At 68.1% G+C, this 14,528-nt stretch carries 13 protein-coding genes; 5 read left to right on the forward strand and 8 right to left on the reverse strand.

The window, feature by feature from the left end; translation table 11 throughout:
- Positions 1-66: 66 nt before the first annotated feature.
- From ACIA47_RS11205 to ACIA47_RS11220, 4 genes are all read right to left on the reverse strand, one after another.
- Positions 67-2,283 (reverse strand): cell division protein FtsK, encoded by a 2,217-nt coding sequence (locus ACIA47_RS11205; RefSeq protein ID WP_396707249.1) that lies wholly within the window; start codon positions 2,281-2,283, stop codon positions 67-69.
- Between the two features lie 90 nt (positions 2,284-2,373).
- A complete protein-coding gene (locus ACIA47_RS11210; RefSeq protein WP_355418044.1) occupies positions 2,374-3,165 on the reverse strand; it encodes an ABC transporter permease in 792 nt (263 codons plus the stop codon).
- Positions 3,162-3,536: an RRQRL motif-containing zinc-binding protein gene (locus tag ACIA47_RS11215; protein WP_396707250.1), complete on the reverse strand. Its 375-nt coding sequence runs from the start codon at positions 3,534-3,536 to the stop codon at positions 3,162-3,164. The genes ACIA47_RS11210 and ACIA47_RS11215 overlap by 4 nt, the downstream gene beginning before the upstream one ends.
- Positions 3,536-3,781, reverse strand: coding sequence for a DUF6284 family protein (locus tag ACIA47_RS11220; RefSeq protein WP_396707252.1), 246 nt, complete (start codon positions 3,779-3,781; stop codon positions 3,536-3,538). The genes ACIA47_RS11215 and ACIA47_RS11220 overlap by 1 nt, the downstream gene beginning before the upstream one ends.
- A gap of 408 nt (positions 3,782-4,189) precedes the next feature.
- Here ACIA47_RS11220 and ACIA47_RS11225 point away from each other — a divergent pair, with 408 nt between their 5' ends.
- Positions 4,190-5,056, forward strand: a complete 867-nt coding sequence (locus tag ACIA47_RS11225; protein ID WP_396707254.1) for a GntR family transcriptional regulator — start codon at positions 4,190-4,192, stop codon at positions 5,054-5,056.
- Complete coding sequence (locus tag ACIA47_RS11230) at positions 5,053-5,748, forward strand: HAD family hydrolase (protein ID WP_396707256.1); 696 nt, start codon at positions 5,053-5,055, stop codon at positions 5,746-5,748. Before ACIA47_RS11225 ends, ACIA47_RS11230 begins: the two co-directional genes overlap by 4 nt.
- 26 nt (positions 5,749-5,774) lie before the next feature.
- Here the strand turns inward: ACIA47_RS11230 and ACIA47_RS11235 are convergent, their stop codons facing one another.
- Together ACIA47_RS11235 and ACIA47_RS11240 are read right to left on the reverse strand one after the other, a co-directional pair.
- Positions 5,775-7,625, reverse strand: coding sequence for an ATP-dependent nuclease (locus ACIA47_RS11235; RefSeq protein ID WP_396707258.1), 1,851 nt, complete (start codon positions 7,623-7,625; stop codon positions 5,775-5,777).
- A gap of 462 nt (positions 7,626-8,087) precedes the next feature.
- Complete coding sequence (locus ACIA47_RS11240) at positions 8,088-8,276, reverse strand: hypothetical protein (protein ID WP_396707260.1); 189 nt, start codon at positions 8,274-8,276, stop codon at positions 8,088-8,090.
- Positions 8,277-8,386: 110 nt separating this feature from the next.
- On the opposite strand from ACIA47_RS11240, the gene ACIA47_RS11245 reads away from it, so the two are divergent.
- Positions 8,387-8,929 carry a YbhB/YbcL family Raf kinase inhibitor-like protein gene (locus ACIA47_RS11245; protein ID WP_203119075.1) on the forward strand — a complete coding sequence of 181 codons (543 nt, stop codon included), beginning with the start codon at positions 8,387-8,389 and terminating at the stop codon, positions 8,927-8,929.
- 165 nt (positions 8,930-9,094) lie between these two features.
- Here the strand turns inward: ACIA47_RS11245 and ACIA47_RS11250 are convergent, their stop codons facing one another.
- Entirely contained in the window at positions 9,095-9,805 is a 711-nt protein-coding gene (locus ACIA47_RS11250; protein WP_091396944.1) for a class I SAM-dependent methyltransferase, read from the reverse strand.
- 212 nt (positions 9,806-10,017) lie between these two features.
- Between ACIA47_RS11250 and ACIA47_RS11255 the strand changes: the two genes are divergently transcribed.
- Positions 10,018-11,853, forward strand: a complete 1,836-nt coding sequence (locus tag ACIA47_RS11255; protein WP_396707262.1) for a hypothetical protein — start codon at positions 10,018-10,020, stop codon at positions 11,851-11,853.
- Positions 11,854-11,871: 18 nt separating this feature from the next.
- Here the strand turns inward: ACIA47_RS11255 and ACIA47_RS11260 are convergent, their stop codons facing one another.
- The gene (locus tag ACIA47_RS11260; protein WP_396707264.1) at positions 11,872-12,648 is read right to left on the reverse strand and encodes a hypothetical protein; all 777 of its coding nucleotides are present in this window, start codon (positions 12,646-12,648) and stop codon (positions 11,872-11,874) included.
- Positions 12,649-12,974: 326 nt separating this feature from the next.
- Here ACIA47_RS11260 and ACIA47_RS11265 point away from each other — a divergent pair, with 326 nt between their 5' ends.
- Positions 12,975-14,504, forward strand: a complete 1,530-nt coding sequence (locus ACIA47_RS11265) for a peptide deformylase (RefSeq protein WP_396707266.1) — start codon at positions 12,975-12,977, stop codon at positions 14,502-14,504.
- Positions 14,505-14,528: the final 24 nt, after the last annotated feature.

Consider the following 14,528-nt stretch of genomic DNA (forward strand, 5'->3'; position numbering starts at 1 on the left):
ATCGGGTGCTAGCGAGGGTGCTAGCGCTAGCAGGACGGGCCGCTAGCGCTAGCACCCTCACAGTGGTTAGCCGGCGGACCGCTTCCGGTCACGCTCCGCAATCGCGGCGAGCACGTCGGGGTGCTTGATGCCGCGCCGGGTGGTGGCCTTGCCGTCGATGCGCCGGCCCACGTCGCCGACCTTCACTAGCGGGTGGGGCTTGAGCGCGGTGGTGAGCTGCGCGGCCTCCCACCCGCCGTACACGTCGGGCCGCAGCTCGGCCAGCAGCGTGCACAGCGTCTCGTTCCACACGGCCTTTTCGTCGCCCGGCCAGATCTGCGCCAGGTCGCCGAGGACGTCGGCGACCGGGGCCACGTCGCGGGTTTGCTCGTCGAGCTTCGGCAGTGTTCCCGCCGTGGTGCGCAGCGCGACGGCGCGGGCGACGATGCGGGCGGCGGCGGTGGTGTCGACGTAGAACGACCGCACCGCCGACGCCTTCGGGCCAAAGCCGCGCAGGATGCCCCACCCGGCCTCTACCACCGGCTGAAACACGGTCGCCCGGTAGCCGTTCTTGTACGCCGACGTCCCGAGGATCATGTCGTTTGCCGTCTGGTCAGCGACGCTGAGGCAGAACCGGCTGTTGACGTTGCGGGTGATGCCGGTCGGCAAGCTGTCCTTGTCGGGGATCTGCGTGCCGATAAGGATGATCACGCCCAACGCGCGGCCGAGCTTGATGACCTTCTCTAGGATCTCTCCGGCGTCCTTGCCGTACTTGCTGGTCATCAGCTCTTGCAGCTCATCGAACCACGCCACCAGCGGGTGCAGCCCCGACCCCTTGAGTGACGCCAGTTCCGGCGTGACCTTGTTCTCGGGTGCCTTGCCCAACCTCGCGTAGTGCTCGATGCGCTTGGAGCGGCGGCGGCACTCCTCGTACAGCCACTCGATGAAGGCGAAGCAACGGGCGAGGGTGTCGTCATCGAAGCCGTTGCCGTACTCGGCCATGACCGGCTCCAACACCGCGAAGTCGCCAACACCTTTCAGCTCGTAGCCTCGGATCTCGGTGCGGGCGTCGAGGGCGGCGGCCAGGATCAGATCCCGCAGCGCGAACGTCTTTCCGCTACCGGGCTGCCCGCCGAAGAGGTAGTTGCGGAACATCAGGTCCACCGCAACCGTGTCCAGGCGGGGGGTGGTGGCGAACGGGAACGCCGTGAACACGTCCACCTTCGCTGACTCCGACAGCAGCGGCCACGCGGGTTGTTTCATCTGTGACGCCGGCTCATAGCCGACCCACAGCGCCAGCCGCCCGGTGTGACCGGGTGCCGGTTCGGGCCACACCTGATCCAGTGGCAGCCGCATCGCTGAGGCCAGCCGGCCGCGTCGGGCGACCACCTCGGCGGCCTCCACCCCGTACGGCAGGTCGACCACCGCGAGGTGCCCGGGGCCGTCGCGGTGGATGTCGACCGGGAAGCTGATCGCCTTCGGGTCCTTGGCAACGGCACTGTTGATCGCGGCCATCTGCAACGAGGTCAACGCCCGCCGCACGAGGTCGGCGGTCAGCTTGCGGTACCGGGTGCCCTCGGTCACCCGGTCGGTGAGCGGCTTGTCCGCCGGTCGACCGAGGGTGGCCAGCAGCGGCACCACCACGGCCAGCGCGAGGTAGCGCCACCACGGAGGGCCGAGGGTGAGCACGATCGCCCCGGCGACGGTCGCGCCGGCACCGGCAGCGAGTACCCACCAGCGCCACACGCTTTGGCGCTGCCGGCGGGCGTCGAGCTTGAGCCACACGTCCGCCTCACCACGAGTCGCTGCGGCTTGCCGCAGGTGCCAGTTGCCCTCTTCGGCGCTGGCCCAGTGCAACGCCCGGCCGAGGCCGCGGAACAGGCCAACCGGTGCCCACACAAGGGTTTTCGCCGCATACTTCGGCAGCCGCACCGCGTGGTACGCGGTGACGTAGCCGGCATCCTTCGATTGGTGCCGGGCCGCCGCGCGCAGGCCGCGCCACGAACGCGCCCACTCGGCCAGGATCGGCCGGCGCTCCCGCTGCTGGGCGAGCACCTCGGGCGGGATGTCCTCGGCCGCGTCGACCAGTCCGCCGAGGCGCTCGGGGCCGTCGTCGATCGTCTCGGCGTCCTCGGTGCCGTCGTCCTGCTCGGTGTCGTCCGCGTCGGCCGGCGGGCGGGGGCGGGGCACCCGGCGGGCGCGGGCATCGTCCAGGTCGACCACCTCGGCATCCGGGCCGGCGGTCGGATCGGTCAGGTCGTTCTCTGCGGCCTGCCAGTCGAAACGGTCATCAGGGGCAGTCATGATGGGGGTTCCTCCAACGGTCGGGAGATCGGTAGGGGACCGGCGGCGCGGCGCAGGTTGGGAAGCCAGGGGCCGCGCCGCCGGGCGGAACTAGTCGTGAGTGCGAACGAGGTGCGCGAGTGCGGCGCCCATGCCGAGCACGGCGACCGGGAGGCAGGCAACGGCGGTGGTGATCCACCACGGGGCCGAGGTGACTCCGGCGGCCTCCAACAGGTGGTAGGCGACCTGCCCGAGCGCGCCGATGGCGAGGGAACCGAGGGCGGACCACTTGGCGAACCGGCGTGCCCGCTCGGGCACCCGCCCGGACAGCCACACGTAGAGCGCGTACGCGCCGTACGTCTCCACCCCGATCGGCAGCGTGATCGCGCTGTTGATGGAGAAGCTGTCCCAGATCCCGGGGAGCGGGTGCACGATGCCGAACCCGGTGAGTCCGCCGAGGCCAACCCACCCGGACCAGATAGCGACGAACGCGGGCAAGGCCAGGAGCACCACCGGCCACACCACCGCCGACCGGACCGGCGCGGGCGGGGCGGGCGTGTCCGGGCGACTGACCGGCGCGACCTCGGCCGGCGGCGTCGGCGGCGTGATCTCCGGGGCGGGCGTCGGGTCCGGTACGACCGGCGGCGCGGCCTCGGGTGCGGCCGGCTCGGGTGCCGGTTCCGGGGTGGCCGCCTCGGCGGCGTCGGCCGTCGGCGCGGCAGGCTCGGCCTTGAGCAGCGCGAGCAGTTCGCCGGCCTTCGGTGCGCCGATGCGGAACTCTCGCATGAGCCGGTTCCGTGACGGGAACACCTCGCCGTCGGGCAGGTCCAGCGCGCGGGCGGCGGGCAACAGGTCCTCGATCGGTTGCGGGTAGCGGGTGCCGTTGATGGTGGGGGCGGTCATGCTGCGTCCTCCTGGGGGAAGGCGCACGCGAGGCATTCGCCCAGCGAGCGCGGGATGAAGTACGGCCGCACCGTGTGGCAGGTGCGGCAGGTCCGGCGGGCGGTGAGCGCCTTGCCGACGGCGGCGCGCTGCGCGGGGGTCGCGGTGCGCTTCGGCGCGGCGAGGTCGAGCCGGTAGAGGTAGGCGGTGCGGGTGCCGCCGACGCCGCGCCAGAGCACCTGAGCGGCGATCGGCTGTCCGCCGGGGCGTAGGCCAGCGGCGGTCAGTTGACGGCGGGTGGCGTAGCCGGGCGGGGCACCCTTCCACCAGTACGTAGGGATTCCGAACCGCGCCCCGTCCGGATCGAAGTAGGCGGCGCGGATGCGCGACATCAGGCCGCGCGGTGCGGGTCGGTGCGGGTGGCGGTGTCGGTGGCGGCGCGGGTCACGCGGGCCTCGGCCCGGCGCAACCGCCGCCAGTCCAGCTCGGTCGGGCCACCGTGGTCCTCGGCGTAGAGCAGCGTGATCTCGGCGTCCAGGACGTCCAGCTCGGCCGCGATTTGCGGCCACTCCGCGTCGATCGCGGCCAGGTCGGCGGCGGTCGGCTCGGCGGTGACGGGGGCAAGGTGCGTACGCACGGGGGAACCTCCGGTAGTGGATGAAGTGGGGGAATCACCCGGGGTGCGACCAGATCGGCCGCACCCCGGGTTGGACAGGAATCAAGAGGCAGAAGTTGATGCCGCGCGCCAGATCCGCTCCGCTCGCCCCGCTCGCCCGGGACCTACCGGGGTCGGCCACCGTGTGGCTCAAGGCGGGGATGCCGCAGACGGATCTACGCGGCGCTTCTGCTGTTCAGTTCTCAATGAACGACCACACGACCGGCCCGTGAGCGCGCAGCGCAATGCGCCGCCTTCCCCGGCTTCCGCTCGGCTTGTCATACCTGGCTAGCCAGGTGCAACGAGATGAACGTAGGCCGGCTTGGCTAGTCAGGTCAAGAGGGCGCGGTGAACTTTCCTAACTTGGCTAGTCAGCGCTACCGTGAGCGGGTGAGCGAGAACCTTGACTTCCTCGGCGAGCTGGATCCCGACGACCCCAAACAGGCCTCGCAGCAGATCGCGAACAAGCTGCGGGCGGCCATCCTCACGCGTCGACTCGCGCCCGGCGACAAGCTGCCGTCGCAGCCCGAGCTAGCCACCCGCTACGGCGTGGCGCGAGAGACCGTCAAACGAGCGTTGGACCTGCTCCGGGCAGAGCGGCTGATCGTGTCGCGGCAGGGCAGCGGCGCTTTCGTCCGCGCGCAGACACAACGAGCGGTTGAGCTGCGTCCACACATCGAAGCCTCGTTCGATCGACCTCACGTCACCATCGACTTCGCCGGGTTTTCTGGTGAGACGCTGCGCGACGCGCTGGCCGAAGCACTCGACAAAGTGCGCGTAGGCCGACTCGCCCCGGAGACGATCGCGGTGCGAGTCCTGATCTCCGACATGGCCGTGCCGATGGCCCTGCCGTCGCGGGCCGAGACGCAGGCAGACGACCCGGCAGTACGCGAACGCGCGGAGCGGATCACCCGCCGGGCCGCAGACGGAATCATCGACCAGGTCGGCGAGCTGGGCGACCTCGGTCTTATCCGGTCAGCCACAGTTGATGTGCGGATGCATCGGGCGTCTCCGCTGTTCAAGCTTTACATCCTGAACGGCGAAGAGGTCTTCTACGGCTTCTACCCGGTTGTTGAGCGCACCGTCGCGATCAAGGGTGAGCCGATGGCGATCTACGACCTGATGGGCAAGGACGTGCCGCTGTTCCACTACGCGGTGACCGACGACGACGCCTCGCACGGAACGCAGTTCGTGGAGGCTTCCCGCCAGTGGTTCGACTCGGTGTGGTCGACCATCGCCTACCGGTACGACGGATGAACGCCGACCTTGGCCGATTGCTCGCCGGGGTCGGCGCGGTGCTGCTCGATTTTGACGGGCCGGTGTGCAGCATCTTCGCGGGCTACCCGGCGCCGCAGGTTGCCGCCGAGCTGGTCGACGTGCTGCGGCGGCACGGAGTCGATGTGCCGCCGGACCTCGCCAGCGAGCCAGACCCGCTTGAGGTGCTACGCCGTACCGGCGCGGCCGGCGACCAGGGCGTCACACAGGCGGTGGAGGATGCGCTCTGCGCGGCCGAGCGCCGCGCCGTCGAGACAGCCGAGCCAACGCCGTACGGCCGAGAGGTCATCGTGGCTGCCCGGCAGGCTGGGATGTCCGTAGCGGTGGTCAGCAACAACTCAGCCGGCGCGGTGACCGCTTACCTGGAAGCGCACCGGCTCGCCGGGTACGTTTCACCGGTGGTCGGCCGGGCGTACGCCGATCCGGACCGTATGAAGCCCAACCCGGAACCGATCCTGCAAGCCATGCGCGCCCTCGCTGAGTTGCCGGCCCGGTGCGTGCTGGTCGGCGACTCCCTGTCGGACATCGAGGGCGCGCGAGCCGCTGGGGTAACGGTGATCGGCTACGCCAATCGGCCGGTGAAGGTGGACACGTTCGCACCCGCCGGTGCGGGGGCAGTGGTCACCAGCATGGGCGAGATAGCCGGCGCGCTGATCGAGAACATCCGCAGTTGAGAGAGACCTGGCCTACTTGCACCACCTCACCGGTTATCTCCTCCCACAAGATGCCCTTCGACCACTGCGCTTTGATCTTGGTGGTGCCAGACGAAGTTGGCCATGTCTCGCACAAACTTGGTTGCCTTAGGTGCTTCTTTGTAAGCGAGGGTTCGGAGAACCTCTCTCAACCAGAACGCCTTATTGTCAGAAGGTATAGATTTGTGGAAACCTTCGAGTTCCCCAACAGGAACTAGGAATATTCCGAGCTTCCTTAGATCAGCGTCCAACGACTGATATGCGGTGGCGGCCTCGCCGAGCAGTATTGTGTCGGCCGCAACCTTGAAGAGACGCCAACCGCTCCGAGCTGTCAGTAACCCCTTGATTCGGTTGATGTCCCCAGAAGTTAAGAACGCGTCCCTCCGATCTCCGAAGACTTCTTCGATCTTGACTTTTGCTACGACTTTGTCGACCTTCTCTGTCCTCGCTTGAATGGCGGAAATGACCACCTTTCGATCCCGCTCAAGGATGTCCGGATCGCCTCCGCAAGCAGTCACTAAGCCCTTGAAGTCATGGTCGGCCTGCAAGAAATCAATGTCTACGGCACAGGAGACGGGGACCCTGGACGCACGCAAGGCGCGGACAGCATCAGGCATCCGGGACTTTCCGCCACAATGCGCGAAATGCAAGCTGAGGGCTGTTGCGGGATGCCCTCCGTCTAGGTTGTCCACGGTCGATTCGAGTACAGCGCGGTAGTAGGTGCAGTCAGAATCCGCTTCGCATAACACAACCCCGTGAAAGAAAAGCCCGTCAAGAATGCCGTAGTACTTGATGAGTGGGTCTTCGTACAGCTTCTGGACGTCCTGAACATGCACCTGTGCAGCGTGGTTTCCTCGTGGCGACCGAGTGAGACGTACGACAGTAACGGCAGCCTCGGCTCCCTTAACGGAAACTATGCCCCGAAGGATGTCATCGCTATGAGTTGCAACAATTACCTGGGTGCCGTTGTCGTGCTGTCGAGCGAGGAACTGCCCTAGCATGTATGCCTGAGGCGGGTGCAGAAAAGTCTCCGGCTCGTCAATTAATACAATGGGATAGGCTGCCGTGATTAACGTCAGCACCACTCCCATGTACGAGCGCACGCCGTCTCCCTGTTCTTGCAGCAAGGGCAGGCGCTCGATTTCGGCCAAATACTTCAAGGATGCAGGCGGCGGCGTTTCCGGGGTAGTCACCTTGCCGACGTGGAGACTTATTTGGCTTCCTGCAAAACGGTGTACGACTATTTCCTCACCAAATGCTCGCCGCATTTCGGCGCTGACCAACTCTTCTAAGCCTCGGTCAGAGAAGAGTTTCTGAATCGGACTTGCGGGAGCTTCACGCCCAACGTGGTACGTCTGACTCGACGAGACCGAGCCGCCCTGGCTCCCTGCCGGCATATAGGCCATAAGAAAGGGTGCTAGTGGTTGAAAGTGGCCGACGTGCCTCCCCCATACATCCGAGATGCGAGAGACTGCCATCGCCGCGCCGCTCTGATTAGGAATAGGAAAGTGTTCCTCGTTGAACGATCCATAGTTGTACATGCCAGCCGGCTGGACTCTGTATCTGCTTCTCATCCAGTCCACCAGGTTTCCCGCAGTGCATCGCTCCTCATAGTGGACCGAAGAGGTAACCTTCGGTCTGTAATGCTCAGATGTTGCCGATCCGGTTAGTCTCTCCTGAATTTCCTGCAAAAGCCGGCTTTTGCCGGCATTGTTTGGGCCAACCAGGACAGTCAATCCTTCCGCTATGGATATGGCTTCTCCGGTCATAAGGGACACTGTCTCGATCTGGATGATCTTGGCCCGCTGGCCGCTGAGAACTGGTCCGTTGTCTTGCCGTGGGTTTCCGTCAATGGTCACTCACCTATGATGCGGCAGCAGCGTCCGCAGGTGCAGTTTGGAGCAGTCGCCACGCCGTGCCAACGAGTTTCGCTCATCGAGTCCGTCGAGAGAGTGCTCATGAACGGTGGCCAGCTGGCTGGGCAGCCGCCTGGGGAAGCAGCGAGGTTGGCGGCCGAGGGTCGAGGCCGGGTAGCTCCAAAGTGTCCCATGAGTGTTAGCAGCAAGGTAGGTAGAGCGTGGGCGCGGGAAATCAGCGGCATCAGGCGGTAGGTCAATGCTGTTTTGCCTGGTCAGAGCCGCATGGGCCTAGGTCTTGAAAACCGGTAAGGCAGCGATGTCTTCGTGGGTTCGAATCCCACACCCTCCGCCCACCTTTGATCCACTCGACTTCCCGGAAGTCGGGTTGTTCGGGCCACGCGGATACCGCGATTTCCTGAATGTCGAGTGAATCTGGGGCCGCTCCCGCGCGCTGCGTGACGGTCACTCCGGCGGGTCGGTGGCCCGCCGCTCCCGGCGGATCGTCTCCTCGGCCAGTCGCTCGACAGCGCGTCGGCGGTCGTCGGCGATGGCTCGCTCGTCCCGGCGGCGGAACGCGGTGACAACGGCCACCACGAAGTCCCGCCAGATGCCGGCCACGATGTCCCCCTGCGGAACGTTGCCCGGACTCAAACGTAACTCCGCGAAACCACAGTCGGTCAGCGCGCGCTTCCGGTCGTCGGGAGGGCCGTGGCGGGGTAAGAAGGGGCTGGTATCTCCGCACATCGGAAGGACTCGTCCCCATGACCCTGGAACGACCGATCGCCCCGGACCCGTACGAGCTGCTGCCGACGGTGCCCTCGTTCACGCTGACGAGTGACGACGTGCAGAACGGCGAGCCGATGGACGCCCGGCACGCGCATGGCAGCACCGGGGGCGACAACGTCTCGCCGCAGCTGACCTGGTCGGGTTTCCCTGCCGAGACGAAGAGCTTCACGGTGACCTGCTACGACCCGGACGCGCCGACCGGCAGCGGTTTCTGGCACTGGGTGCTGGTGAACGTGCCGGTCAACGTCACCCAGTTGCCCACCGGGGTTGGTGGCGCGGCGGGCACCGACCTCGGCGGGGCGTTCTCGGTCCGCAACGACTACGCCGAGCAGGGGTACGGCGGGGCGGCTCCGCCGCCCGGCGACCGCCCGCACCGGTACGTCTTCGCGGTGCACGCCCTGGACGTCGACCGCCTGGACCTGACCCCGGACGCCAGCCCCGCCTACGTCGGCTTCAACCTGACGTTCCACACCCTGGCCCGAGCGGTGATCCGCCCCACCTACCAAATCAAGGAGTAACCCCGCCCCCAGCTCCCGCGATCTTGCACTTACTGTCCCGACATCCCTGACATAGCAGACGTAAGGACGACAGGAAGTGCAAGATCGCCGGGGCCGGGGCCGGGGCCGGGGCCGGGGCCGGGGCCGGGGCCGGGGCCGGGGCCGGGGCCGGGGCCGGGGCCGGGGTCAGGCTGGTACGCGGGCTACGGCGAAGACGGACTGGCCGAAGGGCGGGAGGACGAGCTGCTCGGCGGCCTTGGTGGCGGGCAGGACGAGGGTGTCGTACACCTTGACCATCGGGCCCTCCTTCGGCATCAGCCGGAAGACCTTGGTGGCCATGAAGTAGCCGATCAGCCCGAGCGCGTTGGCGTAGTGCATCTTCTCGATGGTCAGACCGGCGTCGGTCATCGCCGCCCCGAGCGTCTTCTTCGTGTAGCGGCGGACGTGCCCGGTGGCGATGTCGGCCGGGCCCATCGCGAACTGGAACGCGGGCACGATGATGATCACGGCGCCGCCGGGTCGGACCAGGTCGCGCATGCTCTGTAGCGCGCCCACGTGGTCCTCGATGTGCTCCAGGACGTTGTAGGAGACGGCGGCGCTGTAGTCGCCCCGGTCGTTGTGCGGCAGCAGCATCTGCCGGACGTCGATGTTAGGACGGTCGGCGAGGCGCTCCTTGAGCTGCACCAGCCGGTCCGGGTCGGCCTCGGTGGCGGTGAACCGCGGCAGCCGCTCGGACCATTCCAGTGCGTAGTCACCGAGACCGCTGCCGATCTCGATCGGGTCGTCGCCGAGATACGGCACGGCCAGTTCGATGAACCAGCGACGGTGGTTGACAGCGGTTGCCAGGCCTTCCAGCACCTCGGACTGCACGCGCTGATCCCCAGTGATTTCTGCCATGCGTCGATTCCTCACGATATGAACTCGACCCGTGCCTGGACCGACAGTGTGAATCATCCACTGGGACGGCGAAAGAATCGGGGCATCGGGGTGGCCGAATTGTGGTCGGGGGGTGGGTTCGTGATCGGCGGTCGGCGAACCCGGCACATAGTACGGCAGTACCCCGAAACATGTCACGGCGGTGCCATACGCTGACTACCCTATGAATTGTCATGACTACTCCTGAACCGGACGTGCCCACCGACAGCGGCGACCCGGCCGCCGCGCCGTCGGCGGAGGGGGCTTCCGGTGCCGTTCGACCGTCCCGCAGGGGGATGTGGGCCGATCTGGTCGCCGTGCTGAGCTTCGTGGTGCTCGGCTTCTGGGTCACCTGTCGACTCTGGCTGGATCCGGGCAGCGATGTTCGGGACAACCAGTCCGATCAGTCGCAGTTCGAATGGATGATGGCCCACGGTGCGCGAGTAGTCACGCACTTTGCGTATCCGTTCCATTCCAATCAGATGAACGTCCCCGACGGCGTCAATCTGATGGCCAATACGTCCGTATTATCCATTTCATTGCCAATGACGCCGATCACCCTGTTGTTCGGGCCCCGAGCGTCATTTCTGATCTTTCTAACTGCCGGCATGATTGCCACCGCCGCGGCCTGGTATTTCGTGCTCTCCCGGGTCCTGATCGGCAGCCGGGGGCCGGCGTGGCTGGGTGCCGGCTTCTGCGCGTTCGCGCCGGCCATGGTGTCGCACGCCAATGGGCACCCGAACATCGTGTCGCAGTTCGTCGTCCCGTTGATCATTTGGCGCACGCTACGACTCGGTGAACCGGGCCGCTGGCTGCGCAACGGGATCCTCCTCGCGCTGGTCATCGTCTGGCAGGCGTTCCTCAACCTGGAGATCCTGCTGATGACCGCGATCGGGCTCGGCGTGACCGTCGGCGTGCTCGCCCTCGGTCGTGCGGACCTGCGGTCGCGGGCCCGATCCTTCCTGGCCGGGCTGGCCGTCGCCGCCGGGGTCGCCGGGCTCCTGCTCGCGTACCCCCTGTACGTCCAGTTCTTCGGACCGGACGCGTACTCCGGGCTGTCCCGCCTGATCCGCGGCTACTCCAGCGACGTGGCCTCGTTCGTCGCGTACTCCCGGGAATCACTCGCCGGTAGCGCGCGCACCGCCGCGGGCCTCGCCAAGAACCCGACCGAGGAGAACAGCTTCTTCGGTTGGGCGCTGGTGGTGCTGGTGATCGCCCTGGTCTGGTGGCTGCGCCGCTCGATCGTGGTGCTCGCGCTGGCCGCGCTCGGGTTGCTCTTCGCGGTGCTCTCGCTGGGTCGGGAGGTCCGCTTCGACAACCGGGGTACGGGTGTGCCGGGCCCCTGGGCGGCGCTGGAGAACCTGCCCATCCTGCACTCGGTGGTGCCGACACGCTGGGCGTTGGCGATCACCCCGATCATCGGGCTGCTGCTCGCCTACGGCGCCGAACGTGCCCGCGAGTTGGCCGAGGCGCACCCGGCCGCTCGGGGGCAGGTCCGCTTCGTCACCGCCACCGTGCTCACGATGGCCCTGTTGCCGATCGTCCCCACCCCGCTGCCCGTGGCACGCCCCGACCCGGTCCCCACCTTCGTGACCAGTGGGGCCTGGCGGCCGTACGTGACCGGTGGGCGCAGTGTGGTGACCCTGCCGTTGCCGGACACCACCTACGCCGAGCCGCTGCGCTGGTCCGCGGCGACCCGGCTGGACATGCCGCTGGCCCGTGGCTACTTCCTCGGCCCGGACACCCGCCCGAACGCCGATCCGCCGAAGGTCGCGTTGTTCGGTGCGACTCCCCGTCCCACAAGCAGCTTCTTCGCCACCATCCGGCGCACCGGGGCGGTGCCGCCGATCACCCCGCAGAGCCGGGTCCGAGCGGTCGACGACCTGCGCTACTGGCGGGCCGGGATGGTCATCCTCGGGCCACACGAACACGAGGCCGCACTGCGCCGGGGCATGACCGAGCTGACCGGGATCCAACCGGTCTTCACCGGCGGCGTGTGGGTTTGGGACGTCCGGTCGTTGACCGACTGACTTGTGCGGCCCAGCGGCCTAGCGGACGCAGCAGCCCTGGCAGACCTTGGGCCGGGGCAAAGTGAAGGCGAGGCAGCAGGTGCGGCGCTGCACTGTCGGCTCACCGGTCGGCCCCGGCACCAGCTCGATCAGGTCGGCCAGGTCGAGTGCGCCGAGCAGGGTGTCGATGCTCTGCACCGTGGAGCCGGGCAGGGCGTCCGCGGCCCGCAGGATGCCGTGCGCGATGCCGGAGGCGACAGAGCCGAGCAGCGTCCGGGTGCCCACCCGGACCTCGGACTGGATCGCCGTGATGAGCGGCGCCAGGTGAGCGTCGAGCAGGGACGCGCGCAACGCGGCCAGCAGCTCCGCCTCGTCGGCGACGACCCGCACCTCCGGCAGCCCGGCCAGCGCCAGCGGATCGTTCGGCAGCACCGCCACTGTGGTGCCCCGGCGCAGGCCCATGGTGAGCAGCTGCCGATGGTCCTCGAAGTGGATCAGCAGGTCGGCCGGATCGAGCAGTGGCACCCGCCGGGCGGAGGCCCAGCCGAGCACTACCGGCAGCGCGGCCCAGTAGCTGTAGGACTTCCAGGCCAGCGCCGCGCAGGCGTGCGGGGTGCCGCCCCAGCGGACGGCGGCGCCGTTCAGCAGCTCCGGCAGTCGGCTGCCGTCGATCAGGGTGGTGGCGGGCGCCCAGCCGAGCTCGTCGTCGACCAGCAGGCCCCGGGCGAGGCCGGGGAGGTCGTCGGTGCCGAACATGGCCCGGAGCGCCGCGGTGACGGGAGCGAGCGGCGTGGTGGCGGCCTCTCGCCGTGGCATCACCGCTGTCACCTGAGTCGTCCCCTGTCTGTGTGACCGAGGAGTGCGCCCCGGCGGACGAACCAGTGCCGTCCTGAGCTAAGGCTAGCCTAACCAAGCCCTGGGCCGTAAGGGAAGCCTCACCTTGGTCACATCCCTGACGCCCAGGTCACCCCCTATCCGACGGGAGTAGCGCTTTGCGTACTACCCGGAGTCAGTGCTGGGAAACGCCGCCGCACAATCGATGGTCATCGGTGAATTGTCAAGCGGTGTGTCGAGAACATGCCAGTTGCGTGTGTGCTCGCGCACGGAACGTGAAACTTATAGCCCCGGCCACGAGGAAGCTGATGACGACCTCACCCCTCGAACGGGCTGCCGACTCCTTCGCGGCCGAACTCGCCCGGCAACGGACCGGGCGCGGGCTGTCCAAGAAGCAACTGGCCGTCCTGATGGGGTTCGACCCGTCCTACGTGAGCCATGTCGAGGGGCGCCGGCACCGCCCAACCGAGGACTTCGCCCGTCGCGCGGAGGCCGTCCTGGAGGCAAGCGGCGCGATCTGGCAGCGCTTCCGGGAGTACGACGACCTACGGCACGCCCGGTCGGGTCAGCCGCACCGCGAGCCGTACCTGCCAGGACAGTGGCTGCCACCCGGCACCGGCCTGGTCGTGGAACGGGAGCTGGCCACCCTCACCCACGCCGACGACGGCTACCGGTGCGTCATCCACCGTGAGCTGTACAACGCCGGCACCGAGCCGGTCACCCGCTACCTGGTCCGAGTCGCCGTCGACCGCTACCCGAACGACCCCGGCCGCTCGAACCGGCACCATCGGGAGCACCCCCTCACCTTCGCCGAGCTGCGGATACAGGCCCGTCGAGACGACGGCGGCGGAGACCCGGAGCCGATGCACTGGCGAGCCAAGCACGATCGGGACGCGTTCAAGGAGATCTGGCTGCTCTTCGAGAACGGGGAGCGACGCTTCCCCCTCTACCCGGGCGACCGGGCCACCATCGAGTACGCGTACAGCGTCGGACACGAGAAGTGGGGCCCCTGGTTCCAGCGAGCCGTCCGACTGCCCACCCGGCAGCTCGCCGTACGCCTGGACCTGCCGGCGGCCCTCGACCCGCAGGTATGGGGCGTGGAGACCTCGCTCAGCGCGGAGGAGGGCCCGCTGCGGACGGCGCCGCAGCGTCACGACGAAGGCGACCGGGTGATCTACGACTGGCAGACCGACGACCCCCCGTTGAACGCCCGCTACCGGATGCAGTGGCGGTTCCGTGCCCGCCCGGACACCGAACCCGACGTCGGCCCCGGTGGCGCCCGGGTCCGACCCAGCGACCGGATGCGCGGCCTCGGCATCGTGCAACGCGGGGACGACCTGCTCCGTCAGCGGGCCCGCCCGTTCGACCTGCCCGGGGAGGAGCACGTCGCCCGGGACGTGGTCGACCGGCTCACCATGGCCCTGGCCCGGCTCGACGAGCTGCACCCGTTCAGCAAGGGAGTGGGCGTCGCCGCCCCGCAGTTCGGCATCGGCCGCGCGGCGGCCGTGGTGCGGCCCCCCGACCGGTCGGCGGAGCCGGTCGTGCTGCTCAACCCCCGGGTGGTCGACGCCGACCCGGAGACCGACGAGCAGTACGAGGGCTGCCTCTCCTTCTTCGACCACCGGGGTCTGGTGCCCCGGCCGCTGCGCCTGGACGTGGAACACGCCCAGTGGGACGGCAGCCGGATAATCACGTCGTTCGAATTCGGTATGGCCCGGCTGGTCGCACACGAGATCGACCACCTGGAGGGCCGGCTCTACGTCGACCGGATGGCACCCGGCGTGCCGTTGGTGCCGGTGGAGGAGTACCGGGAGTCGGGGCACCCCTGGCGCTACTGACCAGGAAGGGACCGGGGCGCGTGC

Source organism: Micromonospora sp. NPDC051227 (assembly GCF_044455385.1).
GTDB lineage: Bacteria > Actinomycetota > Actinomycetes > Mycobacteriales > Micromonosporaceae > Micromonospora.